General features: G+C 59.7%; 31 protein-coding genes and 1 tRNA gene. 10 read left to right on the plus strand and 22 right to left on the minus strand.

Annotation, left to right across the window (positions count from 1 at the left end):
* Positions 1-3 precede the first annotated feature (3 nt).
* The 7 genes from V9K91_RS09825 to V9K91_RS09855 form a co-directional block, all read right to left on the minus strand.
* A complete protein-coding gene (locus tag V9K91_RS09825; protein ID WP_336443151.1) occupies positions 4-1257 on the minus strand; it encodes a TrbI/VirB10 family protein in 1254 nt (417 codons plus the stop codon).
* Entirely contained in the window at positions 1254-2030 is a 777-nt protein-coding gene (locus V9K91_RS09830; protein ID WP_093535996.1) for a TrbG/VirB9 family P-type conjugative transfer protein, read from the minus strand. The genes V9K91_RS09825 and V9K91_RS09830 overlap by 4 nt, the downstream gene beginning before the upstream one ends.
* A complete protein-coding gene (locus V9K91_RS09835; RefSeq protein ID WP_184126969.1) occupies positions 2027-3148 on the minus strand; it encodes a VirB8/TrbF family protein in 1122 nt (373 codons plus the stop codon). The genes V9K91_RS09830 and V9K91_RS09835 overlap by 4 nt, the downstream gene beginning before the upstream one ends.
* 41 nt (positions 3149-3189) lie before the next feature.
* Positions 3190-3648, minus strand: coding sequence for a hypothetical protein (locus V9K91_RS09840; protein ID WP_068852741.1), 459 nt, complete (start codon positions 3646-3648; stop codon positions 3190-3192).
* Between the two features lie 406 nt (positions 3649-4054).
* On the minus strand, positions 4055-5728 hold the full coding sequence (locus V9K91_RS09845; RefSeq protein WP_336443152.1) for a type IV secretory system conjugative DNA transfer family protein: 1674 nt from the start codon (positions 5726-5728) through the stop codon (positions 4055-4057).
* 30 nt (positions 5729-5758) lie between these two features.
* Positions 5759-6019: a hypothetical protein gene (locus V9K91_RS09850; protein ID WP_093536000.1), complete on the minus strand. Its 261-nt coding sequence runs from the start codon at positions 6017-6019 to the stop codon at positions 5759-5761.
* Positions 6020-6175: 156 nt separating this feature from the next.
* Entirely contained in the window at positions 6176-6718 is a 543-nt protein-coding gene (locus V9K91_RS09855; RefSeq protein WP_336443153.1) for a D-Ala-D-Ala carboxypeptidase family metallohydrolase, read from the minus strand.
* A gap of 86 nt (positions 6719-6804) precedes the next feature.
* Between V9K91_RS09855 and V9K91_RS09860 the strand changes: the two genes are divergently transcribed.
* Together V9K91_RS09860 and V9K91_RS09865 are read left to right on the plus strand one after the other, a co-directional pair.
* On the plus strand, positions 6805-8025 hold the full coding sequence (locus V9K91_RS09860; RefSeq protein ID WP_320457165.1) for an MFS transporter: 1221 nt from the start codon (positions 6805-6807) through the stop codon (positions 8023-8025).
* A gap of 134 nt (positions 8026-8159) precedes the next feature.
* Positions 8160-10880, plus strand: coding sequence for a UvrD-helicase domain-containing protein (locus V9K91_RS09865; protein WP_336443200.1), 2721 nt, complete (start codon positions 8160-8162; stop codon positions 10878-10880).
* A 29-nt stretch (positions 10881-10909) separates the two neighbouring features.
* On the opposite strand, the gene V9K91_RS09870 is transcribed toward V9K91_RS09865, so the two are convergent.
* Entirely contained in the window at positions 10910-11818 is a 909-nt protein-coding gene (locus V9K91_RS09870) for an NAD(P)/FAD-dependent oxidoreductase (protein ID WP_336443154.1), read from the minus strand.
* 201 nt (positions 11819-12019) lie between these two features.
* Here V9K91_RS09870 and V9K91_RS09875 point away from each other — a divergent pair, with 201 nt between their 5' ends.
* Together V9K91_RS09875 and V9K91_RS09880 are read left to right on the plus strand one after the other, a co-directional pair.
* On the plus strand, positions 12020-12190 hold the full coding sequence (locus V9K91_RS09875) for a CsbD family protein (RefSeq protein ID WP_068852760.1): 171 nt from the start codon (positions 12020-12022) through the stop codon (positions 12188-12190).
* Between the two features lie 191 nt (positions 12191-12381).
* A complete protein-coding gene (locus V9K91_RS09880; RefSeq protein ID WP_336443155.1) occupies positions 12382-12741 on the plus strand; it encodes a hypothetical protein in 360 nt (119 codons plus the stop codon).
* 60 nt (positions 12742-12801) lie between these two features.
* Here the strand turns inward: V9K91_RS09880 and V9K91_RS09885 are convergent, their stop codons facing one another.
* The 3 genes from V9K91_RS09885 to V9K91_RS09895 form a co-directional block, all read right to left on the minus strand.
* The gene (locus tag V9K91_RS09885) at positions 12802-13044 is read right to left on the minus strand and encodes a hypothetical protein (RefSeq protein ID WP_320457168.1); all 243 of its coding nucleotides are present in this window, start codon (positions 13042-13044) and stop codon (positions 12802-12804) included.
* Between the two features lie 232 nt (positions 13045-13276).
* Positions 13277-13468, minus strand: a complete 192-nt coding sequence (locus V9K91_RS09890) for a DUF6538 domain-containing protein (protein ID WP_336443156.1) — start codon at positions 13466-13468, stop codon at positions 13277-13279.
* A gap of 242 nt (positions 13469-13710) precedes the next feature.
* On the minus strand, positions 13711-14742 hold the full coding sequence (locus tag V9K91_RS09895) for a hypothetical protein (protein ID WP_336443157.1): 1032 nt from the start codon (positions 14740-14742) through the stop codon (positions 13711-13713).
* Positions 14743-15755: 1013 nt separating this feature from the next.
* Between V9K91_RS09895 and V9K91_RS09900 the strand changes: the two genes are divergently transcribed.
* Positions 15756-15995, plus strand: a complete 240-nt coding sequence (locus tag V9K91_RS09900; protein ID WP_336443158.1) for a hypothetical protein — start codon at positions 15756-15758, stop codon at positions 15993-15995.
* A gap of 55 nt (positions 15996-16050) precedes the next feature.
* Here V9K91_RS09900 and V9K91_RS09905 read toward each other — a convergent pair whose 3' ends face one another.
* Positions 16051-16191, minus strand: coding sequence for a hypothetical protein (locus tag V9K91_RS09905; RefSeq protein ID WP_336443159.1), 141 nt, complete (start codon positions 16189-16191; stop codon positions 16051-16053).
* Positions 16192-16306: 115 nt separating this feature from the next.
* Between V9K91_RS09905 and V9K91_RS09910 the strand changes: the two genes are divergently transcribed.
* Both V9K91_RS09910 and V9K91_RS09915 read left to right on the plus strand, forming a co-directional pair.
* Complete coding sequence (locus tag V9K91_RS09910; RefSeq protein ID WP_336443160.1) at positions 16307-16525, plus strand: hypothetical protein; 219 nt, start codon at positions 16307-16309, stop codon at positions 16523-16525.
* Entirely contained in the window at positions 16522-17562 is a 1041-nt protein-coding gene (locus V9K91_RS09915; RefSeq protein ID WP_336443161.1) for a zincin-like metallopeptidase domain-containing protein, read from the plus strand. The genes V9K91_RS09910 and V9K91_RS09915 overlap by 4 nt, the downstream gene beginning before the upstream one ends.
* A gap of 642 nt (positions 17563-18204) precedes the next feature.
* Here the strand turns inward: V9K91_RS09915 and V9K91_RS09920 are convergent.
* The 7 genes from V9K91_RS09920 to V9K91_RS09950 form a co-directional block, all read right to left on the minus strand.
* Positions 18205-18522 carry a hypothetical protein gene (locus tag V9K91_RS09920; protein WP_336443162.1) on the minus strand — a complete coding sequence of 106 codons (318 nt, stop codon included), beginning with the start codon at positions 18520-18522 and terminating at the stop codon, positions 18205-18207.
* Between the two features lie 133 nt (positions 18523-18655).
* Entirely contained in the window at positions 18656-20317 is a 1662-nt protein-coding gene (locus tag V9K91_RS09925) for an AAA family ATPase (RefSeq protein WP_336443163.1), read from the minus strand.
* Between the two features lie 73 nt (positions 20318-20390).
* The gene (locus V9K91_RS09930; RefSeq protein WP_336443164.1) at positions 20391-20810 is read right to left on the minus strand and encodes a hypothetical protein; all 420 of its coding nucleotides are present in this window, start codon (positions 20808-20810) and stop codon (positions 20391-20393) included.
* A 310-nt stretch (positions 20811-21120) separates the two neighbouring features.
* The gene (locus V9K91_RS09935) at positions 21121-21597 is read right to left on the minus strand and encodes a hypothetical protein (protein WP_336443165.1); all 477 of its coding nucleotides are present in this window, start codon (positions 21595-21597) and stop codon (positions 21121-21123) included.
* Complete coding sequence (locus tag V9K91_RS09940; RefSeq protein ID WP_336443166.1) at positions 21594-22292, minus strand: hypothetical protein; 699 nt, start codon at positions 22290-22292, stop codon at positions 21594-21596. The genes V9K91_RS09935 and V9K91_RS09940 overlap by 4 nt, the downstream gene beginning before the upstream one ends.
* Positions 22293-22295: 3 nt before the next feature.
* Positions 22296-22874 carry a hypothetical protein gene (locus tag V9K91_RS09945; RefSeq protein WP_337308185.1) on the minus strand — a complete coding sequence of 193 codons (579 nt, stop codon included), beginning with the start codon at positions 22872-22874 and terminating at the stop codon, positions 22296-22298.
* A gap of 32 nt (positions 22875-22906) precedes the next feature.
* Positions 22907-23131 carry a hypothetical protein gene (locus tag V9K91_RS09950; RefSeq protein ID WP_337308186.1) on the minus strand — a complete coding sequence of 75 codons (225 nt, stop codon included), beginning with the start codon at positions 23129-23131 and terminating at the stop codon, positions 22907-22909.
* Between the two features lie 215 nt (positions 23132-23346).
* Between V9K91_RS09950 and umuD the strand changes: the two genes are divergently transcribed.
* The gene (gene umuD / locus V9K91_RS09955) at positions 23347-23724 is read left to right on the plus strand and encodes a translesion error-prone DNA polymerase V autoproteolytic subunit (protein ID WP_336443201.1); all 378 of its coding nucleotides are present in this window, start codon (positions 23347-23349) and stop codon (positions 23722-23724) included.
* Here the strand turns inward: umuD and V9K91_RS09960 are convergent, their stop codons facing one another.
* Positions 23725-23934, minus strand: coding sequence for a hypothetical protein (locus V9K91_RS09960; protein WP_336443168.1), 210 nt, complete (start codon positions 23932-23934; stop codon positions 23725-23727).
* Positions 23935-23950: 16 nt separating this feature from the next.
* On the opposite strand from V9K91_RS09960, the gene V9K91_RS09965 reads away from it, so the two are divergent.
* Positions 23951-25189, plus strand: coding sequence for a Y-family DNA polymerase (locus tag V9K91_RS09965; RefSeq protein ID WP_336443169.1), 1239 nt, complete (start codon positions 23951-23953; stop codon positions 25187-25189).
* Positions 25190-25264: 75 nt separating this feature from the next.
* Positions 25265-25726 (plus strand): NYN domain-containing protein, encoded by a 462-nt coding sequence (locus V9K91_RS09970; RefSeq protein WP_336443170.1) that lies wholly within the window; start codon positions 25265-25267, stop codon positions 25724-25726.
* Positions 25727-25778: 52 nt separating this feature from the next.
* On the opposite strand, the gene V9K91_RS09975 is transcribed toward V9K91_RS09970, so the two are convergent.
* Positions 25779-25868: transfer RNA gene (locus V9K91_RS09975), tRNA-Ser, on the minus strand.
* A gap of 79 nt (positions 25869-25947) precedes the next feature.
* Positions 25948-26940 (minus strand): LysR family transcriptional regulator, encoded by a 993-nt coding sequence (locus V9K91_RS09980; protein WP_068854691.1) that lies wholly within the window; start codon positions 26938-26940, stop codon positions 25948-25950.
* Positions 26941-26980 lie beyond the last annotated feature (40 nt).

Here is a 26980-nt window from a genome sequence, read left to right on the forward strand (position 1 = left end):
CGATCAGCGGCGGCGCGGCAGCACGTCGCTGAAATCGACGTCCTTGGCCACGTAGACACTCATCACGGTGCCTTGGTTGATGGTGACGGTGGGCGGGCGACGCTCGCTCATCGCTTCGTTGGCCAGGCGCTCCATGCTGCGCGCGGTGGCGCTCTCATAGGGCGACTGCACGGCAAAACCGCTGCTGCTGATGGTGGTGGTCTCCGGACCGTGTTCGGCCGCGGCATATTTGAAGGCGTCCGCGATCAGGCTGATCATCAGCGCCGAGGCGATACGGCTGCCCCAGTGCGCGCTGTAGTCGCCCGGGTGGCCCGCGCCACCGAGCTGGTCGATACCCGGGCTGGACATGGCCACGTCGATGCCGTTCGGCGTGGTGATGCGGTCCCAGATCACTTCGACGCGCTTGCCCTTCGGGCCGCCGCCATACGCACCGTAGATCTTCGAACCCTTCGGCAGCAGCAGGCTGCGGCCGTTGATCGAATACACCGGTTCGGTCAGCAGGCACGAAGTGAAGCCGGAGACGTCGGTGATGATGCGGGTTTCAAGCACGCAGCGCAGGTAGGTGCCGCGCACCAGCAGCGCATCCGGGCTGCGGATGAAGGCAGCGCTGGAGACGTCTTCGACGTCGGGACCGCGGCGGACCTTGGCCGGTGCCGGCTGCTGCGCACCCGGCAGCTGCGCCATCATGGCGCGGGTGTACTCGTCATCCGGACGGCCACCGAAGCCACCCTGCCCTTCGGCCCCAGCCGCTCCATTGCTGCCACCCACGCCGTTGCCCGACGCCATGCGGCGGTCCAGCAGCGACGGCTGACGCGGTTCGTTGGACATGCCCATGTCACTGGGAATGGCCGGCGGCGTGCGGTACGGGTTGTCCTGTTCCGGCGGCGGCAGCGGCGGCAGCATTTCAATGGGCTGCGTATCGGCCACCGGGGCCTGCGGCAGCACCGGCTGCGCGGTCGGCAGTTCCGGGGTGGACACGCGGGCCTGTTCGTTGACCTTGGCCGGACCGTCCTGGTCGTCGCTGCTCTTGCGCAACAGCAGGAAGCCCATGGCGATGATCAGCACCAGGATGCCGCCCAGGAACGCCAGCGCCTTGCGGTTCAGGCGTTGTTCTTCGGCCGAGCGCAGCTGCGGCGCGGCGGCATCGAGGTTGGGGTTGTTGTCGGCCACGTTCTGGCCGTAGTACGGATTGCTCGGCGCGTCGCCGTCGTCGCGGCCGTGGTTCGGCTCGTTGCCGGGAGTGTTGTGCTGGCTCATTTCTTCACGTTCCTTCGCAGACCAACAACGTTGTCACCGTGACGGATGACCAGGTAGGGATAGGTGCCATGCACGATGAGCGAATTGCCCTCCACCGTCGTGTTGACCACGAAATCCTCACCGTACTCGCTCTCACGGCCGAACACCGCCGGGAAAATGCCCGTCTTGTACTCCGGCGACGCCGGCAGTTTCAGGTAGGTGAAACGGCCATCGTCGTAGGCGTTCACCGGAATCAGCCAGCCCATCTTCTTGGCGCGGCGGGTGGAGTACGAATAGTCGAAGTTGTACTGGCGATCCTTGGCCAGTTCAGAGCTGAGCAGCGGCTTGACCTCTTCATCCACCGCCTGCTGGGCGGTACCGAACTCGGTATCGCTGGGGTAGCTGAAGGCGATCTTGTACTGCACGCCGGCACGGCGCGCCTGTTCGAGCTGGCGCCAGTCGGTGGCCACCACCTTCAGTTCGAAGATGTACGAATGGGTCTCGGTGCGCACCATCATGTTGGTGTCCACGTCGACGTTCTTCGGCTTGAGGTAGAACACGTTCTCGCGACGGGTCAGCTCCCAGCCACTGCTGAAGCCGGTGCTGTAATCCAGGATCTTCTCGTTCGGGCTCAGTTCGATCTGGGTGGTGAGACCCAGGCCGGTGCGCACCGGATAGATGCGGTCCTGTTCGTACTCGTAGTGGTCGACCACCTGGGCCTTCGCAGGCGCGGAGACCAGGGACATCATCGGCACCAAGGCCAATGCGGCCCACCAAAGTTTGCTACTACTCATCGGTTGCTTGCTCCCTCAGCAGTTCCGGTGGAAATGTTCTGTGCCGGCACGGTGGCCGGTTGCCGCGGCGCGACTTGTCCTGGTATCGCCTGGCCCGGCACTGCCTGCCCGGGGTATTGCTGCTGCATCGGCTGCCCGGGCACCTGGCCCGGCACCGTCATCTGGCCCGGTACCTGCTGCCCCGGCACCACCATCTGGCCGGGGACGGCCTGGGCCGGCACCGCAACCGGCTGGCCGGTGGCCGGATCGATCATGGTGGCGGTGGCCGGGTTGTTCGGGTCGTACACCGGCGCTGCCGCGGCGGCAGCCGCTGCCGCCTGTGCCGCCTGCGCCGCAGCCGCCTGGTTGGCCTGCCTGGCCATATCGGCGTCGTCGGGCACCGGCACGCCACGGGCGTAGTCGTTGTCGACGCGGTATTCGGTCACCTGGAACGCCAGCGGATTGAGGATCCGGTCCTGTTCGCTCAACGCCAGGTCGGTGCGGTAATCAAAGCGCATCGTGACCAGCTTGTTGTCCAGGAACTGGGAGACCCCGGTGGTCTTGTCGAGCAGGCTGCGCTGGATGCGCACCGAGGCGCCGCGGAAGCTGCCGTTGCCTTCGGCGGCCAGCGGCGTGATGCTCAGGATCTTGACGCGGATTGCCTTGTTGGTGCCGTACACGAACACCGGGTTCTGCGGATTGTTGTTCGCATAGCGCTGGCGCTGGGTGGCGGCGACCGGCTCGGACGACATGGTGAACACCAGGTCCCAATCGCGCAGGCCCATCACCGCCGAGTCGAACGACTCGCGCGCCAGCACGTACTGGGCCACGTTGCTGCGGTTGATGGCTTCGTTGGCGGTGATCGATCCGTCACCGAAATTACCCGCCAACCGGGCCACGGTTGCGTTGCCGGTGTAGGCGTCGGCCATCACCAGGAACGGTACCTTCTCCTTCAGCGGCAGCATGTAGTAATAGCCGCCGGCCAACGCCAGCGACATCACCAGTGAACCGGTCGCCACCCACCAGGCGCGGCGCTCGCTGCGGCGCGCCATGTCGGCAACGGTCAACTCGTAGCTCACCGCCTTGGCGACCGCCTGGTCGACCTTGGGGGTGTTGCCTGTTTCCTTCTTTCGGAACATGGGGTCATCCGTACTGCTGGAACATCAAGGGGCCGCGGAACTCAGCTTCCGCTGGACGCGTCGACACTGCCGGCGGCAGCGGTCGGCGATGCGGCGGAGGCGGACTGCACGACGATCTGGTTGCCGACGATGGACACCGACACGCCCTGCCCTGCATAGGCGGCAGTGAGATCGATCATCGCCTGCTGCGGATTGGTGGTGCCGATCGTGGAGACCGCGCCATACAGCGTGTAATCGGAGCTGATGCGGTAATCCAGCGTCATCCCCGAATCCTTGGCCCAGCGTTCAAGCATGGTCTTCAAGGTGCCATCCATGGGCGAGGCCTGGTACACGTAGCTGGTGTACAGCGGAATTTCCATGGTGGTGCTGGCGAAGCGGTTCACCGGCTTCCAGCGACCGCCAAAATCCGGCGCGTCGGGAGTCGCACAACCGGCGAGCAGCAGCACGGCAACGGCGGTGGCAACGCTGATGGATCCCTTTGACAGAAACGCTTGCTTCATACGAACTTCCCTATGACGTACGGAATAGCGGCTTTTAACCGGAAAATAACGGCAACACGCTGACGTGTCATGGCCTGCGGTCAGGCCCGACAACGCAACGTTGGATGCGAGCAACACCTTTCACCGGTGCAACCGGGCCCCCGCCCCGTCTGGTGTGTAAACGCCCCGAACGCCTGTCCGGCCCCTGCGCCTGCACACCCAACCCGAGAAAAGCCATCCATGTTCCTCTTGACTGCTTCAGTGCATGTCTTCCAGCACTGGTCTCAACAACAAATTCATGACGTACAGAACGTCCATCACAAATACGATGCCACACATTCGCGTCAAATCAACGTCAAAAGCGACAATTTTTTAACGTTCATCCCGTGTTTCTTTGACGCACGTCACATGCCTTCACATATGACGGTTACAGATCCAACGTCGGCACCGACGTCTTCGGCAACAGACGCGATGTGAAGTAGCGGTCCTGGTAATACTTGATCTTGTCGCACTTGACCGGATGCGGAATGCCCTCGTAGAGGAACACTTCGTGATCGTTGCCCATCGCCTTCAGCTCCTGCGGCAGCATCAGCGCGCGCCGCTCTTCGGTGAAGCTGTGGGTCTTTTCACGGGCGTGCGTGACATTCTTCCTGCGCACGGTGGTGTAGCCGAGCATTTCCGAATAGTCGTTGGCATCCTGCTGCTCACGCGGCGCGTAGAGGATCTGCAGGGCGTGGTTGGTGATGATGGTGCGCGAGACGTCCCTGCCGTAGGTCGCGTCGAGCTGGGCCATGCTCTGGATGATGGGTAGCAGGCGCACGTTGTAACCGGCCATGTAGGACACCGCCGAGGCGATGATGTCCACCTTGCCGATCGCGGTGAATTCGTCCATCAACAGCAGGCACTGGTACTTCAGGTCCGGGTTGGACTTGGGCAGTTCCTTGGTGTTGAGGTTGATGATCTGACTGAAGAACAGGTTGATGATCAATCGGCTTTCAGCCAGCTTGTTGGGCTGGATGCCGATGTAGATGGTCATCTTCTTCCTGCGCAGGTCGGTCAGCAGGAAGTCGTTGGCGCTGGTGGCCTTGTCCAGCACCGGGTTGATCCAGGCGTTCAACGGCTCCTTGAACGTGCCCATGATCGACGCGAAGGTTTCATCGGCCTGCGACAGCAGGTTGGCGAATGCCGAACGCGCATTGCCGCTCAGGAACTTCTGCTCGGACAGGGCTTTGAGGTACTTCTTCAGGTCGCTGCCATCGCCGGTGGACAGGCGGAACACCGCGCCCAGCGTCGGCGTGCCCTGCCCGCCGGGGAAGCCCTGGCGACGCTCGTCGTCCCAGTTCTCGAACAGGTACAAGGTGAAGGCCATGAACGCATTGCGCGCCTGGCTGATCCAGAACTTCTGCTCGTCCGAACCATCCGGGTACAGCATCGCGGCGATGCTCATCAGTTCCGAGACACGGAAGGCCTGGTCGTCGGAGACGTAGCTGAGCGGGTTCCAGCGATGGGTGCGGCGGTCTTCGGCAAACGGATTGAACAGGAACACCTCATGGCCCTGGCTGGCACGCCAGCCGCTGGTGAGATCGAAGTTTTCCTGCTTGATGTCCAGCACCACCACCGACTCGCCGTACTCGAGCAGGTTGGGAATGACCACGCCCACGCCCTTGCCCGAACGGGTCGGCGCGGCGAGGATCACGAACTGCTGGCCACTCAGGCGGACCAGCTTGCCGCCGAAGCTGCCCACCACGATGCCGTTGTCGGTCTTCTTGAACAGACCGTGCCTGGCCAGGTCTGCGGCGTCCGCGAAGCGGGCATCGCCGTGCAGGGATTTCTTCTTCGGCTTCAGCACGAAGAACAGCGCAACCAGGCAGGCCACGATGGGCAGGCTGAAGCCCACCACGCCCGCCGCTTTGATCTTGGTCAGGTACGGCGCAACCGCCGGCTGGTCCATCGCCTGGACGTACTGGTAGTAGGTATTCCACTTGAACAGCCCGGTATCGAGGCCGAGCAACAGCAGCGTGAGGTAGCCGGCAAGGCAGTAGCCAACAAGTGCGGTCAAGAGGATGACAACAGCGGTGACAACGATCTTCTGCGTGGACAAACCCAATCCTCCATGACGCACCCGAAGGCGCTACGACTGACGCCGACGCCTGCGTGGCGCCGCGCGTGTACCGGTTGCTTCAACTTCCCCAAGGGCCGTCTTCGCTTCCTCGCGCAACAGCGACCAGTGCAGGTGCGCCTCATCAAGCGACACCACATCGGTCAGCCGCGCGCCGTCGGAAGTGAGGACGGCGAAGCCGAACACATCGGCCGGACTGTAGACCGGCGAATATGTCAAAGCCACCAGCTGAAACCTGCCATCTACCCGCAGTGCGTGAGGGAATTGCACCATCACGCACGCTCCCTCGGGTCGATGCCAATGCGCGCATGCTAATGCACGTTTACGGCGATGCCAATCAGAAATTACTTACAATACAGCTGTGAATACAGGTGTACTCGCAACAATGTTGCGCGTGGCGGGACAATGTAACGAGATCGCGTTCAACACTCATCGCAAGCCGTGAAGATAGCGTGTACTTCCCGCACGTCTCACCGCGGTCAGTTGTTGTCGCCGGGGTTGCGGTGCATGGGACACATGCACCCACTCACCGAATTCTTCGATGAGCTGGTCGAACGGAAGTTGCAGCGCGACGATGCGTCTCGCCAGCGCCATGGAGCTCATCCCCTCCACCTGGATGTCTGCGGCCTGGCCACTGCGGTGCTGGCTGTCAGCCACCCCGCCTACGGCGCGATTGACCGCGGCCGAGCGGAAGCCGGACGTGATGTACACCGGTTTACCAATTGAATCGCGCAACGGCTGCAGCACGTTTGTAGCCAAAGCCTGTAGCGCGGCGCGCTCTGCACGGTTGGGCACGTTGGGCAGCCCTGTCGCGGTCCGGGTGAACTCTTCTAGATGGAAGTTCGGCGTCAGCAGCATCGGCAACCACACGCGGAATGGGATGGTCCAAGCGTGGAGCGTGCGCACCTCGCGGACGTGAAGGTCGCGTGAAGAAAAGGCGAAACCGATCCCCGGTTCCAGCGGCCACGCCACAGCATTCCAGCACCGGACACCTTGATTCCGGCCATATGTTGCGCCGCAGCAGTACAATGGGCCGCTTCATTCTCCGCCTGCTGCCCATGAGCCCCACTCCCCTCCCCCTGGCCGCGCGCCTCACCGCGCGCCAGCGCACGCTGATCATCCTGGCGCTGTCGCTCGGCGGCTTTGCCATCGGCACCAGCGAATTCGCCAGCATGGGCCTGATGCTGGAGATCAGCCGCGGGCTGTCGATCAGCGAGACCCAGGTCGGCCACCTGATCAGTGCCTATGCCATCGGCGTGGTGGTGGGTGCACCGGTGCTGGCCTTCGCCGGCGCGGGGTATGCACGCCGCACGTTGCTGCTGGGCCTGATGGGCTTCTATGCCGTGGGCAACCTGGCCAGCGCGCTGGCCCCGGATTACCTGACGATGTTGATCGCCCGCTTCATCGCGGGCCTGCCGCACGGCGCCTACTTCGGCGTGGCCATGCTGGTGGCCGCCGCGATCAGTCCGCCGGCGCAGCGTGGCGCCGCCGTATCGAAGGTGCTGCTTGGCCTGTCGGTGGCGATCCTGGTCGGCAATCCGCTCACCACCTGGTTGGGCCAGCAGTTGAGCTGGCGCACCGCGTTCGCGCTGGTGAGCGTGCTGGCGATTGCCACGGTGCTGATGATTGCCCGCTTCCTGCTGCCGGACCCGGATGAAGTGCGGACCTCGCCGATGCGCGAGCTGCGCGCGTTCAACCGGCCACAGGTGTGGCTGGCGCTGGCGATCGGCTCGGTGGGCTTTGCCGGCATGTTCTGCGTGTTTACCTACCTGGCGCCGACGCTGGTGCAGGTGACCGGCCTGGCCGAATCGTGGATGCCGGTGGCGGTGGGCATCTTCGGCATCGGCGCAATCATCGGCAATGTCGCCGGCGGCTGGCTGGTGGACCGCTTCCAGTTCCGGGCGGCGGCGATCGTGCTGCTGTGGTCGATCGTCGTGCTGCTGGCCTATCCGCTGGCCGCCAACTCGGTGTGGACGATCTTCCCGATGATCATCGCGGTAGGCACCATGGGCGCCCTCGCCGCCGTGCTGCAGACCCGCTTGATGGACGTGGCGGGCGAAGCGCAGACCCTGGCCGCGGCGTCCAACCATGCCGCGTTCAATACCGCCAATGCGCTGGGCCCGTGGTTCGGTGGCCTGGCCATCGGCGCCGGCTTCAGCCCCGCCGTGACCGGCTATGTCGGTGCGGCCACCGCGCTGGGCGGCCTGCTGTTGTGGGTCGTGGCAGTACTGGTGCAGCGCCAGTCGCGCACCGGTGCGGTGGTGGCCTGCGAGCGCTGATCCGCGAACGTGGCGCCGCGCTGAAGAAGCCCCGCTCCGGCGGGGCTTTTTGCTTGGGATTTTCCTATCATGGCGACCCACCTCTCCCCGGTGCCGGCCCGTTCCGGTACGTGCCCGCTTCCCTGGATGTACCGATGATCCACGACTGGTCCCCTTCCCCGTGGGGCCGACGCCTCTCGCGTTCGCCGGACTGGCGGCTGCGCCGGGTCGATGACCGTTTCGAGCTCACCGTCGACGCGCAGGTGTTTTCCCTGCCGATCAGCGCAACCCAGGCATGGCAGCTTGAGCGCGGTGCGGTATGGACCACGCTGTGCATGGCAACCGATGAGGGTGAGCTTCGCCTGGGCGGGCTCCCCAACGCGCAGGCGCACGAACTGGAAGCGCTGTGGAGCGCCAGTGCGCACGTCCATCGACAGGACCACGCGGTGGGCGAGGCCAATGCAGCGTTGGCGCAGATCCGTGAGTGGCTGCAACAGGTCGACGCGGTGATGGCGGGTGCCGATGCCGCGGACCGCTGGCTGACCCAGGAACACCAGCATGCGCTGCTGTACGCGCGCCCGGTGCTGGCGCTGGACGACGATGCGCTGTGGGCGGTGTTCGACGATCCTGCGCTGCGCCCGCAGCTCGCCGGGAACGCTGCGGTGATCGAGGATGACCTGCTGCGCTGGTCGGGCGACTGGACGGCGGTGTGGGCGTCACGCAATGAAGCGCACCTGCAACGCGAACGGACCGATGCGGCAGCACTGCTGAGCCACGTGGAGCGGCTGCCCCTCAGCGACGAGCAGGCACGCGCGGTGCTGTGCTTCGACAGCCGGATGCTGGTGGTGGCCGCCGCCGGTTCGGGCAAGACCTCGACGATGGTGGCCAAGGCCGCCTATGCCGTCGAGCGCGGCCTGATGGCACCGGACCAGATCGTGATGCTGGCCTTCAACCGCGAAGCGGCCGGCGAACTGCAGCAGCGCACCAGCGCCGCCTTTGATCGGCTGGGCCTGCCTGCCGGCGACGTCACCGCCTGTACCTTCCACGCGCTCGGTCGGCAGATCATCGGCAAGGTCACCGGGCGCATGCCGGAGGTGCCTGCATGGGCCGTGGACGCCGCCCAGGGCTTCGAACAGCTGGCCGACATCATCGACCGCCTCAAGGACCGGTCGCTGCACTTCCGCACCCAGTGGGACATGTTCCGGCTGGTGTTCGCGCGCGACCTGCCGCCGCAGGGCCAGGCCGCGCCGGCCGACGGCTGGGACGCCGAGGGTCACCGCTATGTGCGCACGCTTCGTGGCGAACGCGTGGGCAACATCGAAGAATGCGTGATTGCCGACTGGCTGTTCTACAACGGCGTTGAATACACCTACGAACCGCACCCGGTGCTGGATACCACCACCGATACCTGGCAACCGGGGCGCGCGGACTTCTTCTATCCGGGCACCACGCTGTACCACACGCATCGCACGGGTGACGGCGCCGGTCCGCACCCGCGCGGCCGCGATGCGCTACAGCTGCAGACCAGCAGCGGACAGCTGCGCAGCGGCGCGCTGTTCGAGGCACTCGAAACGGCGTTGAGCGCGCACCGCATCGGGCTCGACCCCAACCCGGACCGCGAGCTGCCTGCGGAAGGTGCCAGGCCGATGCCGGACAGCGACCTCATCGGCCTGCTGCGTACCTTCATCAGCCACGCCAAGAGCAACGGCCTTGCCGTGGCCGACCTGGCCGGGCGCCTGCGCCAGCTGCCCGAGGACCGCTTCAAGCACCGCTACCGGCTGTTCCTCGAGCTGGCCACCCCGATCCTGCACGCCTGGGACGATGCGCTGGCAGCCGAGAATGCCATCGACTTCGAGGACATGCTCAACCAGGCCGCAGAACATCTCGAACAGGGCCGCTACGCATCGCCCTATCTGCTGGTGATGGCCGATGAGTTCCAGGATGCCTCCCGTGCCCGTGCGCGGCTGTGCCGGGCACTGGTGGAGGCGCCGGGGCGGCACCTGTTCGCGGTGGGCGACGACTGGCAGTCGATCAACCGCTTCGCCGGCGCGGATGTGAGCTGCATGACCCACTTCGAAGCGACCTTCGGGCCGTCGCAGATCCTGCACCTCACCCGCACCTTTCGCTGCCCGCAGGCGTTGTGCGACGCCTCGAGCCGCTTCGTCTCAAGGAACCCCGGGCAGATCGCCAAGCAGGTGGGCTCGCTGGCACCGGTACAGGGCCCGGTCCTGCAGGCCTTCCAGGTGGCCGCGCGCGACCGCCTGCAGGATGCGATCTACCAATACCTGCAGCGACTGCAGCAGCAGCTTCAGAGCGGGGCCATGGCGCCCGGCCGCGATGGCCGGTTGTCGGTGTTCATCGTAGGACGGTACAACGCCGAGCGCGCGTTTCTTCCCTCGCATTGGGCGGCGCGCTTCGGCGCGCACCTGCAGCTGAGCTTCCTCACCGCGCACCGCGCGAAGGGCGCCGAGGCCGATATCGTGATCCTGCCGGCCATGCTCGACCGCAGCTTCCCGAGTGCCCGCGCCGATGATCCGGTGCTGGCGCTGGCAATGCCGCATGCCGATGCGTATCCGCTCAGCGAGGAGCGCCGCCTGTTCTATGTCGCATTGACCCGCGCGCGACGCTCGGTGGTCATGTTTACCGTGCAGGGCAAACGCTCGCCGTTCCTCGACGAGCTGGTCCACGATGGCGCCGTGGAGATCACGGCCGCCAACGGCGAGCCGATCCGCGAGCAGGCCTGCCCGGCGTGCGATGGCGGGGTGATCGTGCAGCGCACCGGGCCCTATGGCGAGTTCGCCTCATGCTCGGGCTACCCGCGCTGCCAGTACAAACCGCGACAGACGGCGGCGGCAACGGCAACTGCACCACGGTAGCGCCACGCCCTGCGTGGCTGACGCATCAATCAATCAAGCAATCCCAGCAGCGACCGGTGCACCGCAACCCCGACCAATGCACCCTCGCCCACCGCCAACGCGATGCTGCCGGCCATCCGCCCCGCATCGCCACAGGCAAACACGCCCGGCACCGTGGTCTGCTTGGCCGAATCGGCCGTGATGCAGCCGGCATCCATCAGCTCGCAGCCAAGCTGTTCGGCCAAGTCGCAGGACAACGTCGACGTCGGCAGCAGGAACAGCGCATCGAGCACCACACGGCGGTCGTCGGCCAGCACCACGGTGGCCGTGTCTTCGACACGTTGGACGCGGGTGGATTCGATCACCACGCCGCATGCATCGAGCCGCTCGCGCTTTTCCGGATCGATGCTGCCCGGGTCCGGGCAGAACAGGGTGATCTTTCCCCAGTCGCACAGCAGCAGCGCCTGCCCGACGCCACCATCCTTGGCGCAGCCGAGCACGCCGATGTTGCCTTCGTACAACTCATAGCCATGGCAGTAGGGGCAATGGTAGACACTGCGTCCCCAGCGCTCGGCCAGGCCATCGACGGGCGGTAATGTATCGGTTACGCCATATGCCAGCACCAGCCGGTCGGCGGCGAACGTGCGGCCGTCGTCGCAGTCCACCTCGAACGAAACGCCTTCCTCCACGACGCGGGCGCTCGCGGCCTTGCCCTCCACCCAGGTCACGGTGGGATAGGTAAGCAGTTCGTTGCGCGCCTGCGCGGCGATTTCCGCCGGATGCATGCCTTCCCGGCCGATGAATCCGTGCGCTTCGAGGGAATTGCGGTTGCGCGGCAGGCCACTGTCGATCACCAGCACGCTGCGCCGGGCCCGGACGAGCTGCAGGGCGGCCGACATGCCTGCGTAGCTGCCGCCGATGATGATGACGTCGAAATGGTCTTGCGCTGTATGGCTCATGCGCGGGCGATACCTGTGTAGATGTATCTCGGCAGCATACGGTTGCCCCGTGAAGTACCGCTCACGTGCTTGCGGCACGCAGCGTCAAATGAACAGTTGCCTAGTGTTCGCGCCGCGTGAGGCCGGGATTCACTGCTTCGCTACCGGGTTCCAAGCAGGATCGATTCACCCACAACGGGTTCAACCACGAGGTAATTGAACATGGACAAGAATCGTACTGAAGGCGCGAAGAACCAGGTCAAGGGCACCGTGAAGGAAGTAGCTGGCAAGGTGACCGGCGACAAGTCGCAGGAACTGGAAGGCAAGGTCCAGAAGGAAGTCGGCAAGGTGCAGAGCGACGTGGGCAAGGCCCGCGATAACGCGCGCCATTGATGCCGGTGCCACGCATGGCGTGGCATTGCGTCAACCTCATGAAAGACGCCCCTTCCTGGGGCGTTTTCTTTTTGCGGTTTTCTGCTTCGACATCCGGCGCTCTTCGCCAGATACGCAAAACGCCTGCCGGTGCTGGTCGTACACCGTCAACGCGACAGGGGCATGCTGAATGTTCGTGCGGGAGAATAACAATGCGGATATCGGGCAGTTTTCTCGCAGCAAGTGCTGTCACGCTGAAGGTAGGCGCTTTGTTCTGGGTCCTGGTGGCCTGGCGGACTCCGGGGCGCGAGCCTTGGGACGCGCCCGCGTTCTGGACCGTCGTCTATCCCATCGCTCTGGGGATCGCCGCGGCTCTAGGCGCGTGTTTTCCCCGGCATGCGTGGCTGTGGGGCCTGCTGTTCATGGCGCTGCAGGTGCCAGTGGCGGCCATGGCGTCGGGCTTTGGCCCGATGTTGCTGGCCGGACTGGCATACGCAACGGTGCTGGCGGTGCCTGCGATGGCTATCGCGGCAGCGGTGGGGGCACTGCGTCGCCGCCTGCATGAGGCTTGAGGCACAGATCGCCAAGGCCGCCGCCGCGCAACATCCAAGCACATTCATGTAGTTCAGCTCCTAAAGCGAAGGGTTTGGTAGGAAGTGAACGACAGTCCTTGCTATAGCAGCAATGGGGAGCGCGATGCTTAGGGCCCGGGTCAAACGGTTGCCCGCATTGGCTTGGAATGGAATCCAGATGACTAAAGCGATAGTGATCAGCGAGAAGATCACCACTGCTTTGCCGCTTGCCATCATCGCCAGAGACAAGGCGATAAACGCAAACAACTCAAGAACAAGTTCGATGTAAGTACGTCTATTCATCTTTTTCCGTCTTGCTTGGGCTGGGACTCGTCCATGACCGCGATGGAAGCTTGCGGCCCACAAATGCTATCCCGAATCATTCGTAATTGAGGCGTATCCCAACAGGCCACTGTCAGACTGCCTTGATTGGAAATATGGCGAGGCTGCGAGCACTTTTTGAGCGTGGATGGATTCCACAGCGGCAGGGCTCTCGATCTGCCACTGCTCGTTGACCGTGGCGTCTGGGGAGCCTTCAACTGTTCGAAGAGTCGAGCACAGCCGATGAAAAGACGACCGCACGCACGTGGGCCTGGGCCAGATCTTTGGTCCCGAAGCTACGCTCGATAAGTCGGCAGTCGAGCACGACGTGAAGATCGACGGGGACTCGCTCGACGAAGGACCAGCGGCCGGTGGCGGGCCGGCTCAGACGACGAGCGATGCGCATGCGAGTGGTTCCTCTGCATGCTTCCTGCCTTCCAATCGACTCAAATCAAGATCTCAATCCAGATCACTTTTTCAGGATCTAGTGGCGGAGAGAGTGGGACTAAACGATCCCAGCACTACCCCATTGATATTAAAGAGTAACTCTAGCCGGAATGTGTCCTGGTGAGTGTCCTTCGATTTTACTGCCGAAGTGCCATTGACTCAAGCACAGCGATGCCGGCTGGCCTTGGTTAGGGCGTCAATTTAATCGGCCGCCGCTGCTTCAACGCCTGAATTGACGTCAAAGCTCCATCCGCACCCAGAGCAAACAATCGAATTTTGTTCGTAAAGCTTGAACAAGGACTCGTTGTCTGACAGCACGGGCTTAGTGCAATTCGGGCAGTCCAAATCCAGCTCATTAAGCATAGATCTGATCTCTGTCATGAGTTCGGTAGAACCCAGACCATTGGAGCGGGCATCAACCCAGTGCGCAAATCCGATCCGCGTTCTGACGAAGGTTAAATCCAATACATCGTCTCGTCTCTTGGCAAAGCTGGACACAAGGGCCTCAACAACGTCAATCGTGTGCATGATCAAAAGCGGAAGGTGACTATAGAAGCCCTCCCATTGAGTTAGCCATGCCTCTTCTGTTGAAAATATAAAATTGAAGTTAGCCGCCTCTGTCTCTAGACCTTGAAAAGTTGTTACGAGATGATTTGCTTTTTGAAAAAGGTCTTCATAGCCATAAGCGAATTGCTTGTTGTAGCGAATGTCATACATAAGCCCAGGCTGCATCCAACCCCCTAGCGACGTTTTTTCCATCGCAAGTGTGATGAGCTCCAACTTCCTCTGCTCATTCATCCTGCTGATCGACTTCGCCTTATGCTCTTCACCCTCGAACACTGTAAGCATGTCTTCGGGATCAGCGAGGAGCCATTCGAGGTAAAGGAGGTTTTCTTTTAATGGCTTCCGCAAAAGTGCGTATGCAACCGTGAGCTTGCCTTTGGCAGAGCACCTTAAAGCCTCATAGAGAAAGTTTAGGAAGTCCCCGAGCAGTGCCGCCGTGAGCTGCTTGTAATACATCTCCTTAATTTCGTCACGATGGCCGTTTTCCGTCATCCACTTGAATAGCTCATCACCGCCCAGACCCTCTTGAATGGGAGCATTTGGAACGACGTGGACGGAAAAGATGTCTGCCTTCGCCCCCTCTATCAACGTCGATACGAGCTGATCGTGCAGAAAGAAAGAGAAGTTATGACTAAAACGAAATTGCTGGGGGAGATTTCCGTAATCCACGCATGTTCCCTGATGACGGCCAAGCTAGGCCATGCCAATTCTCACGTCAGCGAATCGCGCCGTCAAGGCCGCGTTATAACCACAGATCATTGATTGAAGCTAGAAACTGTGATTCTGGCGATGGATGGCTTAGATCAACAAGCGGCCGGAAATAATCAGGCCAAAGAATCCTTGACATTGCGTGGCCCCGGCTAATTTGTGATTAACACTCAAATAAAACCGGAGATCCAATGCGCAACACTGCGCACTTACCCGGACCCGATGCGCACTTGTGCGGACCAAATGCGCAGTTACGCGGACCCAATGCCTCCGAAAGGCTTGGCACATAAGGTCTGCGCTCGCTTAAGGCTTTAAGGCATGAAGGTTAAAGGGCGCTTCGCGCTTTTTTCGCTATCGCTCAGGGAAAAATCAAAAGCCAAAAGCAAAGCAGTAATCTCTTGTCACCCCTTCCGCCTGTGCCCCCTACCAGGGGGCGGCGGGTAAGCCGGGGCTATCGCTTCACCCGGCAGCTGCGCTGCGGCTTTGCCCGCTTAAGCTATGAGGGCCGCTTGGCTAGGCCTGATGGGCGGTAGCCCGTTCCACAGCCAGCTCCCTGGGGGGCGTCCGGCGCAGGGGGGGATGGAAGAAGTGCTGAGCTGTCCTTGACAGTGCTCGAAGCTCTCTACGACACTCGTTGATCGCCGTCGCGTTAGCGGCAGTTCTGATCACCAAGGAGGGGTAATGCTGAAGATATCGCTGCAAAAGTCCAGTGTCCTGGACTTGTTTGAAACTCGCTCTGACAACTGGAAGTGTCACGAGAGGGCGCTTGAAGTCTACATGGGCTCTCGCTGGGACAATGTCAAAGATGCCCATTCAACGATCTTGCTCGCAAGATCGCATCGGACGATGGCCAAAAGTGGTCGAGCACTATGTTCATAGTCACGCCGAAGGCGGTTCATTCAACGCCGACCTGATCTCAATCGCACAGCGACTTAGCCTGTGATGGCCGGTCGAGGATCCATGGGGAAATTTTGATGTCTTTGACTGAACAACTTGAACTGAAAGACGGCGAAACGCTTCGCCTAGATAGCTCGCGGGAAACTGGACCGTTGGCCAACATTGACATCACCAACTACTCTATTCTTGACGCTCATGGCGATGTCGTCGGCAAGGTCGAATACACAGAAGATATGGCAATCAAGGGCTTCAAAGTCACGCACAAGGCCGTTAGAACGGACTTGGAAGGTAAGACTGTCCTGCAGAAATTCTGGTAGAGCATGCCGTGCTGCAGACGAAGAAAGCCCCGGTAATCCGGGGCTTTTTTGTTGCTCAGTTCCAGCCGGTATCTATGCGATCTAGGTCGTAGTCGCGACCAATTTGGTGAGCGGCCTCGAGAGCTGAAAGATCGCCATAACGCTGTTTGAACTCGGCTTCTGAGAAGCCTGCTTCGTCGATGCTGATGCCAAACATCTCGTTGAGCGACCGATTGTTGTCGCTAGCTATCTGCGAAATAGACCAAATTAGTTGTGGCAAAAGCCATTGCCAAACAAGTCAGTTGGCTTAGCTTGGTGAAGAGGAGGCACTTATGACTGATGAAGAACTGCATTTCGAAGAAACGGCGGTAACACCGGAGGATATCTACCCGCCCTTCAAGCGATTCGTCGCAGAACGACACGGGGACGGCCTGCTCTTTAGCGTGGCCACTGATCAGACAGAGGCCGAAGGCCATTTCAATGACTTCGAGATCATCGATCTTGTCGATCTCGCTCTCATGCAACACCGCAGCATTTGGATTGGCGCATGAGCAAGACAGACGACTACGCGCGCCAATTTGCTAACCTAGTGATCCGCAGCCTGGAGAGCCACACAGCGCCATGGACGAAGCCTTGGAAACCAGGCGAAGTGCCAGCAGGTCCACACAATGGGGTAACTAACCGAAGTTACCGTGGCGGCAATTACATGAACTTGCTCATGACACAGCACGAACGCGGCTATCAGTCTGCTGAGTGGTTGACGTTCAAGCAGATCGCGGAAGAGGGTGGCACAGTGCGTAGGGGCCAGAAAGGCACGTCGATCCAGTTCTGGAAGACGACAGAGCCAAGTGCAGAGCAAATGGCTGAGGATCCAACAGCAATGAAGCGCATGCAAGTCTTCTACTTCACAGTCTTTAACCGCGATCAATGCGATGGCTTGCCTGAGCCGAAAGCTCAGCTCCAGGTTCCTGAGCAATGGCGACATGAGAAGTGCGAGCAAATGATGACTGACGCGGACGTGCCGTTCAACTTCAACGGCGGTGATAGGGCTTACTACCGCCCCGATGTCGATCAGATCTTCATGCCGTCGAAAGCTGCGTTCGATAGCCAGGACGGCTTCTATGCAACAGCCCTTCATGAGCTCGGACACAGCACAGGCCACAAAGACCGATTGGGACGCGATCTATCGGGCAAATTTGCTAGTGAGAGCTACGCTATTGAAGAGCTTCGAGCCGAGATCTTCTCTTTCATGTGCGGCGAACGCTTGGGTATTGGACATGACCCTGGTCAGCACATGGCCTACATCAAATCCTGGATCAAGGTCCTCAAAGATGATCCCAAAGAGATCCTCCGCGCGTGCGCGGATGCAGAGAAGATCTGCAATTTCTTGAAGATCGCGCACTACCTGGAACTTCAACAGAGCCATGTGCAGGGCCAAGAGCTAACGGGCCAAGAACCCGTTCAACAGAGCCCAGTGCGTAGTGCGAGGGTGAAACCTGTCGATCCTCTTGCACCCGAACTGCTCGACGATCAGATCAAAGACATGAAGTCCCGGCGCAAAGCCAAAGAACTGGCGGTAGCGCTATGACTGAACGACTGCCACAAATCCATAATTCAAACCGCAAAGAGAGCCGGCAGTGCTATACACAGCCAAGGCAGGAACCTCGCCCCAAGCTCTTCGATTTTGGCAACCTAAGCCCAGAATCCCAGGCAATCTATGATGCAATTCGCGCCGGATCGCGGTTCGATCACCTCATTGACCACGCATTACTCCTTGCCCGTATCCGGGGTGACAATGAACAGCTTGTATACGCCTCAGAGGCGGATGACACGCTCCCCGGCACCGCCCTACTGGACGCTGTCGAGAACGGGCGCTGGAACGAAGCCAGAGGCCTTATCCACTCTCATGTAGACGTCAACGCGACCAATGCGTTCGGATAGACTGCGTTGCACCTGGCTGATGACCCTGGGGTAATCGATGCCCTGCTCCGCTTTGGGGCGAAGCAAGACATCGTGGACGACTTCGGAAACACGCCGATGAAAGCCGCCGTGGAGCGCGGTAACAGCGATGCACAGCACTTGATGACCAAGTATAGGTATGGTCGTGCACCAAGCATCGGAGCGAAACAGTGACGCCCACTTCAACCAGTAGTGCAAGGTGCTCACACTACCCAACCACCTCTCAGGCGGTTGGCGATCATACATTTGAGCAGCGATTGACAGGCACCACTCACATTTTTCGGCTTTTAATCTTCCCTACCTGAGGCGGGACGCGCCCTCGCGTCCCATAAATCTTTCCATCCAAGCACTTATAGATATTACCCAACCTATCCGCATTGAAGTCCCTTCCACCCTTTGCCGTGCCTGACACTTCATCAACATCCGCCAGGCGTGCACAACCCTCCTTCACGGCACCGCTGACGATTTGCTCGAGCTTTTCCCAGTCCAAAGCATCAAATTTTTTATTCACAACTACTTGCTTGAATATTGTCAAGAGCGGGACCGTCAAGTGAAAAAGATCAGTTCTAACGGGATTTCTGGTTTCCATCTCAAGCTTTCCTTTGCATGCTGATCATAGTTTAAATCGCCACTGCCGTTGCTTCTAAATGAGTTCCCCTGAACTTCGTGGTTGCAAGTGCACTGCTGCGTTGTGTGGCCCCGCGACCAACGATACGGGCCGCTCACTGGTCGATCAGCAACTGGATGGCGTTCTTGAGACTTGGCGCTAGTTCTGGGAAACCGGCGTGCCCTTCGACACTTGCTTCCGAGTAGACCTTCCCAGGCACCTTATTCTTCAACTGTCCCATCACGAATTTTCCCTTCGCTCCGCGCAACGGACGATGTTGGAGCTCCGCCCACACATCGGCATTCGTCGGACTACCGCCAGCGGCATGCAGCTCTTCATTGTGGGCAGCTCGCTGTTTTGCGAACTGGTCGCTGATAGGTATCGCGTTGGCGGCGGCTATCTGAGCGATCCAGTCGTCGCACACGGCAAGCGACCGACCTGTCAACGATTCCAGGAAGCTTGGGTTGCAGAACTCAGACTCGATGTCGGATTGGTCTGTAAGCCACAGGGCAATGCCCTCTGCTGCATAACTATCCACCAATTGCGCCGCCTCGTCGTCAGTCAACGAATCGCGGTCTCGGTGAACCAAGACTTTGAACTTGCCACCCAATGACGCCCTGAGCTCTATAGCCTCAGCCTTAGTCAGCAGATGCTTGTAGCCCCGGCCTGGGAGAACAGTCACAGACCGCTCGATCTCGGGCCACTGTCGAATGAGCTTCTTCAATAGCTCGTTCTTCGCGTCTTCGCTGACGATGATCACCTGCTTACCGAACGCCCCCCAACCCAGCGCCAGTTCGACCACGGATCGGTCGTCGGATTTGATCTCACCGTCTGCAAGCCAGACCACATTAGCGTCAACCGGCGCTCCTCTTACGATGAAGGGAGAGTGCGTTGACATGACGATCTTGATCTCCTGCGCTCTTGCTATCTCCAACAAACTGCTTGCCAGCTTCTCTTGAATTGTCGGATGGAGATGAATATCAGGTTCGTCAATAAGCAAAATTTTGGGCTTGAAGAGCAGGATGTAGCAGAAGATCTGGATCAGTTGCAGGAAGCCCGTCCCAAGCAGCTCCAACGGCGTCGAACGACCGTTTAGCTCTGCATGCGCATGGATGTCGAAGTCCTTAGACTCATCGAACACGATCTTGAGCTTGATCGGGCCCAATAGCGGCTCCAACCACTCTTCGATCTTGACGATATCAGCAGCCGGCAGCAGGTTCAGCGCATTTCGCAGATAGACGTTGGAATCGCCGAACGAGCACGCTTTGAGCACGACGCGCTTAGAATTCTTGTGCTCAACATTCGGGATGCCCGAAATCCCAGGAATGAATCCACTAAAAAACACGTCCTGACCACGGAACAACGGGCGAACTGAATCGGGCAAGTCGCCCGTCACGGATATCCCTGCGTTCCGAGCAGACCGCATCGCAAGCTTCGCTGTAACAATATTGGGAGGCCCGGCTCCGCCAGCGTCATCTAGAAAGCGGAACTCGACCTTAGAAGACGGGCTATCCCATTTATTACCCCAGTCGGCACCATGACCTAACTTCCAATACTGATCACTTGGCAAATAGTCTAAGTCGTTGATACTGACCGTTGCTGTCGATCCACGAATTCGATCTGCTTGGCGCATGAGGCAAGAAGCAAGATGAAGTGCCTGCAGGATGGACGACTTGCCGCTGCCGTTGGATCCCACCAAGATGTTGAGATCTGCGATTGGCAGCTCGATTGCATCGATCCGTTTGAACTTCTCCACCTTGATTGATTCAAGCTTCATCCTATCCACCACCCCTGATTTGAAAAAATAGCCTTGAGACGATCTTTTCTAAAATATTTTTCTTGTCAATACACTACGGCGAGGGTTCGCCAAACGCGAACTCCGCTCCAAAAGCGTCTAGCGCCAGTTGTGCTCCTTCGGGATTGCTCTCCCCAGCGACCAGGATCGTGATGAGAACAGCTGTCATCCCAATCGCTTCGATGCTTTCCAGCGCATAGAAGATATCGTCATCCAAGTAGGAAGCCCCTACTTCGTTTGTTGCAAGGTAGGGGATGGCTATCTGGTTGCCGCCGTGCGTGAAGCTGTGGAGATGGTTGATCCCAGCCTGGAACTGTCCGCTAAAAATCGGGAATTGGCTAAACGGCCCATCGGCTTCGATTGCAGCCACCATCGTCTTCGTGCTGGGCAGCTCGTCTCGCTCCATGAAAGCATCAGCCTGCTCCTCTGTCGCCCCCAAGAAGAACCAACAACCGCGCCGGAACTTCTCGTTCATGGGCCTAACAAGGCTAAAGGCACTTCCAACGAGATCCGGCGCGTAGTTGCCGATCAGGAGTGTCGCTGCTCTTGCATCATCGTATGCGGCGGCCAGGAGCGCCACTGCGATGCGGTGCGCAAGTGTCGCGTCTCCGGCCAGTTGCAATCCCGCCCTGATCTCTGCCGCACGAATCAAGGCCTGGTTGACCTCAATGGACCTCTGATGGCTTCTTGTCACGGAATTACGACCCTGTGTCTGCCCACATCATTAGGAGTAAGATCATCCATAGTTAGCGACCCGGATCGCGTTAGGCAATCCTTTAGTGAGGCTACGGGATTTTCCAGAGCCATTCCTTGCCATTTTTGCCAACCGGAAGCAGTAGCTGTGCGCCCTTATCTGACATAAATTTATCCACCTCGTCTCTATGCTTGCCCTTGCTGCGAATGACGATCTCAGTGCATTTCAGACGCTTTTTAGCGACTCGGCCCAGTCCGTTGAGCATTGCGGTCCCGAATCCCTTCCCTGCCTGATCCTCAGTAGTCCGGAAGTGTCCAACACAGAGTCGCGATTGAGATTCATCATGAGTAATTTCTTTCATGTATCCGATGTCTGCCAGTCCAACTGAGACAAAAATATCGGAAGTGGTTTTTAGACCCGATTTCCAAGGGTTCCTACCATCATTGGAAAGCGTCCTGGAGTGAACTTCGAGACGCTTTTCGAGCTCATCTCGAAGCTGTTGGTCTGTGATTTTTTGAGCAGGAGGCTTTGAAAACATCCTGCGGAACATGGAGATTATTTTGTTCACGCAGCAAGCCTATGTTCGTAAAATGGATGTTGCTTGTCGTCCATGATGTCTCGTTCGACCATCTCATAGAATTGGCTGGCAACGATGAGGCCGTGGGTGTATCCAAAATGTTTGCGCCAAAAGCGGGTCAAGTTGTCCGGGCGAGCGTTGTAGGTGCCCGAGACCTTGCCATCCTTTGTGCGGTCAACGCTGGCGGGTTTTCCAGCGGGTCGGCAGTGATAACGCATCAGCCGAACGACAAGCTTTCCCTTATCAGAAATCAGCACGGCCACATACCAGTCCGGCCACGTGCGATTGTCCTTGACCGGATCGAGCTCAACGCGCTTAGCGTCGGCGATCCATCGCTTCATTTGCTTGATCTTGTTCTTCGCAATGCGCTGCTCGTTGAGTGCCGTCTTCGTCTCCTTGTCCGCAAGCTTTCTTTCGGCATCCGCCAAGCGCTTTGCTTGCTTGAACATCTCTTGTTCGCGGTCGCTGATCAAGCTCCTTTTGTAGTCCTGCACAAGCTGTCGGATCTGCTTTTCCAGATCGGTCTTCGGCTTGTCGAAGGCGCGATCCATGCCCTTCGGTATTGTGATTTTCGGGGAACTCCGGCGAGCAAGGTAGAGCTTGGCGAACTCTTTGATGTCGACGTCAGCATTGAACTGATCGACATAGCGGTGGTAGTCCGTCCAAACTTCTGCTGAGTAGCACATGGCCTATGCCCCGAGTTCTGACAGAATTTTTTTCATGCAAGTCTCAGTCGCTTTGACATGATTGAACGCCATGAGCGGCGCGAGATCGAGCGAAAGCTCCTGGTTCTTGTCCGCAATTTGGAAAAGTATCCGCGTCACCGCGTCGAAGTCGGCATCAAGCTGCTCCCAGCTGATCTTAGCTTCGTCAAAGAGCTCTCGATGCTGCTCGCGTTGGGTCGAATTATGAGAGAAGAGCTTGTTGCGAAAGACACGATATTTGTCGCAGATCGCCGCAGCTTCTGCTTCCAGCTCAGCCGGCACTTCTGTGCCATCCGCTCGGATCAAGCGAGCGAGCTCGGGGATCGAAGCACTTCCCTTGCTGTCTTCCAGCACCGCCACCAATCCCACGAACGTAGCGAGCTGGCATGACCAAAGAATGGGTAGCGTGACGTCCTCCCGACCGCTGAGCCGGTCGGTCAGTCGCCTCGGACTATCTTCGCCCAATGCAAGATTGAGTGCTTTACTAATCGCGTAGGACTGCCGTGTATCTACGAGCCTGGACGTGATCAGGCGATAGACCACCACAGTCTTCGATTCTTCCATGTCCATACGTCCGCCCCTCTTCCCTAGACCGCTTAGCCCGGCTCATCTTCGCAGGCTATGCCGTTTCTCGTAAGCATGGCACTGATCCGTTGAGCGACCAACTTCTGGTGAGCTCCCGCGTTGTCCTCGATGACGTCTGCCAAGCCTGCGAATGCTGCCCAGAAGTCGCCCGAGCTCGAGTGCGCTTGCATCAGCAAGTGAAGGTCGGTCTCTAGCGCGTTGAGCTGAGCTTCCAGCGTATTCAGGTTCGCAGACATCGAGCCGGTCGTTCTTTATCAATGACTTATGGAATGTGTTAGTAATTTAACTAACTCAGTCCTAATCTAGCAGCGTAGCAGCATGCTGAGGCCCCTCAGTCTCAGCCCGTGATTCAGCTTTCCCGGACTCTCCCACTATGCACCCCATCGCCCCTCCAAGCCTCTTGGGAGCTTTCAGCGTCACCGCACCTACCCATGCCCTACCCCTGCTCAGGATGCGCGTCTCCTGCGGCTTCCCAAGCCCAGCAGAGGACTTCTTCGGGGCGGAGGACACGCTCTGCCTCAATCAGCACTGCATCAGCAATCCGGTCGCTACGTTCTTCGCCACGGCCGAAGGGGACAACATGGCTGGCCTCGGGATCGACCAAGGCGACACCCTGGTCATCGACCGCAGCTTGGAACCCAAGCACGGGGACGTTGTTTTGGTCCTATGGGAAGGAGGCTCTATGGTGAAACGGCTTGCGATGAGCCGGAATCGCCTGGCGCTCCACTCCGGACACCCGGAACACCCTCCGATCCTAGTGTCCCCAGACATCGAGCTCGATGTCTGGGGTGTGGTCACTTGGTCTTTTAAAAAGGAGCTTCGAAGGTGATCAGAAACGTGTAGGACCCTGAGCTTCCGGAACTTCGACAAGTGGCGGCAGTTTTTCATCAAGCTCGTCCGCTTTGACTTCCGCACGTTCCCTGGCGCTCAGGTTGGGGTCGTTTCGGCGCGCCTCCTTCCAGATGTCAGTTCCGATTTCAAGCTGAGCGGCACTCTTCTTCGTCTTCGTCTTCGTCTTCGCCTTCTTCCTCTCACTCATACCTATTGACCTCTCCATGTTGGCACTACAAGACGGGAACAATTTCTACTACTCTGTTGAAGTAAGCTTCGATCCGAAGCTTCGCGGAAAGCCCGTGTGTGTGGCAAGTAGCGGAGATGGCTGTGTTATTGCCAGGGACGCATTGAGCAAAAAGCTCGGTGTGCCGATGGGTGCCCCTATCCATCAGATCCCACCCGAGATTCGCCGCCAGATCACTTTTCGGCCTGCAAATTTCGCGCTCTACGGAGACATCAGCGGCCGGATCGCCTCGATCTTGAGAGACCTCTTTCCTGCCATCGAGCAATACAGCATCGATGAGAATTTCATTGATCTGGCAGGCATCCCCTCAAAGGATCACGAGCGGCTCGCAGCAGAAGCCCGTGCTCGGATTTTGAAGTGGACCGGCATCCCCTCATGCGTTGGCATTGGACCGACGAAGACGCTCGCGAAGCTTAGCAATAAGACAGCGAAGTCCACTGCGGAAGGTGTCGTTACGACGATGCCTGACAACCCTGTCCTGCTCATTTACCCCGTAGAAGACGTGTGGGGCGTGGGAAGGAAGCTCACTGCAAGATTGGGCGCGGACGGCATCCTGACCGCAGGTGATCTGGCTGCGGCTGACGTAGACGCACTGCGCTCTCGATATGGTGTCGTGCTGGCACGCACGCAGCGCGAATTGCCGGGCATTTCGTGTGCAGAACTCGAAGAACACGAGCCACAACGCAAAGACATTATGGTCTCTCGCACCTTCCGCAAAGACATCACGTCACAGACCGAGCTGATGCGAGCCATTGCCATTTTTGCCCAACGGGCTTGCGAGAAGCTTCGTGCAAGGCAGCTGCAAGCAGCGGGTGTCTGGGTCTTCATCCGGACGAACCCTTTCAAGCAAAACCTGCCGCAATACAACCCATCAAAGTCGTTTCGTCTGCTGATGCCCTCTGCTGACACCAGGGAAATTTTGATGGTTGCTCAGGGGCTGGCCAAGGACATGTTCCGTCAGGGTTACGGCTACAAGAAAGCAGGTGTCAGCTTGCTTGATCTGAGCCATATGGACATCCAGCAGGGGAATCTGTTCGCCGGGGTCGATCAACGCAGCAAGGCCATTATGGATGTCATGGACCGGACTAACCAGAAGTTTGGCCGGGGCTCTATGGGCTTTGCTTCCACGGCTTGGATACCCAAGGGCAAGACGCTCGAAAAGCCCGCTTGGTCAGTTAAGAGGGACATGCTCTCGCCGGCTTACACCACAGATTAGAAGCTGCTCATTCGCGTGAGATAGTGCCGGTGCGGCATCGGCATGATGCCTGGACCCAGACAAGGAAGAGCAGGCATGGCACAGCAACAGCAACAGCAACAGCAAGATTCAACCGTCGCGGTCATGATCGACTGCGACAACGTGGCCCCAGCATTCATCGACTTTGCACTTCTCATGACGGCTCGAGCCGGACGAGTGATCCTTCGCCGGGGCTATGGCAACAAAGCTACGCTCAGCAATCCCTGGGAACAAGCGCTGGTCCGACAGGCGTTCACGCCCTGCCTTCAATACCAATACGCTTCCAGGAAAAATACGGCTGACATTGCGCTTGCTCTTGATGCTCAAGAAGCACTGTTCGACAAGCGCGCAGAGGTCTTTTGCCTGGTAACGAGCGACTCGGACTTTGCATACCTCAGCCGCAGACTAAGAGAACGCGGCGCCACGGTTTTCATCGTGGGTGAAGCAAAGACCCCAGATGCCCTGCGCAATGCCTGCGACCGCTTCTTCGAATGGAGCCCCGAACAAGCTCCCATTTAACAATCAATCAAATCATGCAAATAATCATATAAATCAATGACTTATGCGTGATTGGCGGAGAGAGTGGGATTCGAACCCACGGAAGGAATGACCCTTCGCCGGTTTTCAAGACCGGTGCCTTAAACCGCTCGGCCATCTCTCCGGATGTCCTGCGCCGGCCGAGGCCGGGCGCGTATTCTCGCATGGTCGGCCGGGTTTACCCAAGGCCGACCCCGGCAGCGTCAGCCGGCGTCTACCGCCAGCGCACCCAAGGCGCTGGCGCGGATCTTTTCCTTGGCCCGCTCGCACGCCCCACCGCAGTCCAGGCGCGACGCTTCCAGCTGCGGCGGCAGGTGCTCGGCCAGGAAGTCGATGAACACCCGCACCGCCGGCAGCAGGCCGCGGCGGGAGGCGAATACGGCGTGGCAGATGCCCTGCGGCAGCGACCATTCCGGCAGCACCACTTCCAGTTCGCCGCTGCGCACGGCGTCGGCGCAGACGGTCTCGGGCAGCATGGTAATGCCGAAGCCGTCCTTGACCATGCTCTGCAGCAGCGGGAAGTCGAACCCCGCCACGCGCGGCTGCAGGTCGACGCGGCGCACCGCGCCCTCCGGGCCGTGCAGCTCCCAGCGCTGGCGGGCCTCGTCTTCGCTGATGCTCAGGGTGACGTGGTTGGCCAGTTCATCGGGATCTTTCGGGCGGCCGGCGCGATCCAGATATTTCGGGCTGGCCACCAGCAGTTCCTGCACCTGGCCGAAGCTGCGCATCACCAGGCTCCCGTCATCGTCCAGGCGTGAGCGTACGCGCAGGGCCACGTCATAGCCTTCGTTGATGATGTCCACGCGGCGGTTGCTGATGTTCAGCTGCAGGCGCACTTTCGGGTACTGGGCCAGGAACTTCGGCAGCAGCTTGGGCAGCTGCATCTGCGCCAATGAGACCGGAACGCTGGCGCGCACGAGGCCGCGTGGCTCGGCACTGAGGCGGTCCACCACTTCGCGGGCGGCCTGGGCTTCGGCCAGCATGGTCTGCGCGTGGCGATGCACGCTGGTGCCGACGTCGGTCACCGCGAAGCGACGCGTGGAGCGCTGCAGCAGGCGCACGCCCAGGTCGGTTTCCAGCTGGCTGATACGGCGGCTCAGACGGGATTTTGGGATGCCCAGGGCGCGTTCGGCCGCGGCGAAACCGCCGTGGTCCACCACCATGGCAAAGTAGTACAGGTCGTTGAGGTCGTGCATACCGAAGTTCCAGATATAGAACAATACGTGGTATTCAACC

Source organism: Stenotrophomonas sp. CCNWLW57 (assembly GCF_037203925.1).
In the GTDB taxonomy this organism is placed as follows: Bacteria; Pseudomonadota; Gammaproteobacteria; order Xanthomonadales; family Xanthomonadaceae; genus Stenotrophomonas; species Stenotrophomonas rhizophila_A.

Coding starts and splice junctions, on each gene's coding strand:
- V9K91_RS09905 (WP_336443159.1), bottom strand. CDS start 16,191: ATGTTTGGCATCAGCATCGACGAAGCAGGCTTCTCAGAAGCCGAGTTC.
- V9K91_RS09915 (WP_336443161.1), top strand. CDS start 16,522: ATGAGCAAGACAGACGACTACGCGCGCCAATTTGCTAACCTAGTGATC.
- V9K91_RS09840 (WP_068852741.1), bottom strand. CDS start 3,648: ATGAAGCAAGCGTTTCTGTCAAAGGGATCCATCAGCGTTGCCACCGCC.
- V9K91_RS09925 (WP_336443163.1), bottom strand. CDS start 20,317: ATGAAGCTTGAATCAATCAAGGTGGAGAAGTTCAAACGGATCGATGCA.
- V9K91_RS09830 (WP_093535996.1), bottom strand. CDS start 2,030: ATGAGTAGTAGCAAACTTTGGTGGGCCGCATTGGCCTTGGTGCCGATG.
- V9K91_RS09910 (WP_336443160.1), top strand. CDS start 16,307: ATGACTGATGAAGAACTGCATTTCGAAGAAACGGCGGTAACACCGGAG.
- V9K91_RS09850 (WP_093536000.1), bottom strand. CDS start 6,019: ATGGTGCAATTCCCTCACGCACTGCGGGTAGATGGCAGGTTTCAGCTG.
- V9K91_RS09965 (WP_336443169.1), top strand. CDS start 23,951: ATGTTGGCACTACAAGACGGGAACAATTTCTACTACTCTGTTGAAGTA.
- V9K91_RS09950 (WP_337308186.1), bottom strand. CDS start 23,131: ATGTCTGCGAACCTGAATACGCTGGAAGCTCAGCTCAACGCGCTAGAG.
- V9K91_RS09945 (WP_337308185.1), bottom strand. CDS start 22,874: ATGGAAGAATCGAAGACTGTGGTGGTCTATCGCCTGATCACGTCCAGG.
- V9K91_RS09885 (WP_320457168.1), bottom strand. CDS start 13,044: ATGAATAGACGTACTTACATCGAACTTGTTCTTGAGTTGTTTGCGTTT.
- V9K91_RS09875 (WP_068852760.1), top strand. CDS start 12,020: ATGGACAAGAATCGTACTGAAGGCGCGAAGAACCAGGTCAAGGGCACC.
- V9K91_RS09930 (WP_336443164.1), bottom strand. CDS start 20,810: ATGAACGAGAAGTTCCGGCGCGGTTGTTGGTTCTTCTTGGGGGCGACA.
- umuD (WP_336443201.1), top strand. CDS start 23,347: ATGCGCGTCTCCTGCGGCTTCCCAAGCCCAGCAGAGGACTTCTTCGGG.
- V9K91_RS09860 (WP_320457165.1), top strand. CDS start 6,805: ATGAGCCCCACTCCCCTCCCCCTGGCCGCGCGCCTCACCGCGCGCCAG.
- V9K91_RS09870 (WP_336443154.1), bottom strand. CDS start 11,818: ATGAGCCATACAGCGCAAGACCATTTCGACGTCATCATCATCGGCGGC.
- V9K91_RS09980 (WP_068854691.1), bottom strand. CDS start 26,940: ATGCACGACCTCAACGACCTGTACTACTTTGCCATGGTGGTGGACCAC.
- V9K91_RS09900 (WP_336443158.1), top strand. CDS start 15,756: ATGTCTTTGACTGAACAACTTGAACTGAAAGACGGCGAAACGCTTCGC.
- V9K91_RS09825 (WP_336443151.1), bottom strand. CDS start 1,257: ATGAGCCAGCACAACACTCCCGGCAACGAGCCGAACCACGGCCGCGAC.
- V9K91_RS09970 (WP_336443170.1), top strand. CDS start 25,265: ATGGCACAGCAACAGCAACAGCAACAGCAAGATTCAACCGTCGCGGTC.
- V9K91_RS09960 (WP_336443168.1), bottom strand. CDS start 23,934: ATGAGTGAGAGGAAGAAGGCGAAGACGAAGACGAAGACGAAGAAGAGT.
- V9K91_RS09880 (WP_336443155.1), top strand. CDS start 12,382: ATGCGGATATCGGGCAGTTTTCTCGCAGCAAGTGCTGTCACGCTGAAG.
- V9K91_RS09835 (WP_184126969.1), bottom strand. CDS start 3,148: ATGTTCCGAAAGAAGGAAACAGGCAACACCCCCAAGGTCGACCAGGCG.
- V9K91_RS09940 (WP_336443166.1), bottom strand. CDS start 22,292: ATGTGCTACTCAGCAGAAGTTTGGACGGACTACCACCGCTATGTCGAT.
- V9K91_RS09865 (WP_336443200.1), top strand. CDS start 8,160: ATGATCCACGACTGGTCCCCTTCCCCGTGGGGCCGACGCCTCTCGCGT.
- V9K91_RS09920 (WP_336443162.1), bottom strand. CDS start 18,522: ATGGAAACCAGAAATCCCGTTAGAACTGATCTTTTTCACTTGACGGTC.
- V9K91_RS09890 (WP_336443156.1), bottom strand. CDS start 13,468: ATGCGCATCGCTCGTCGTCTGAGCCGGCCCGCCACCGGCCGCTGGTCC.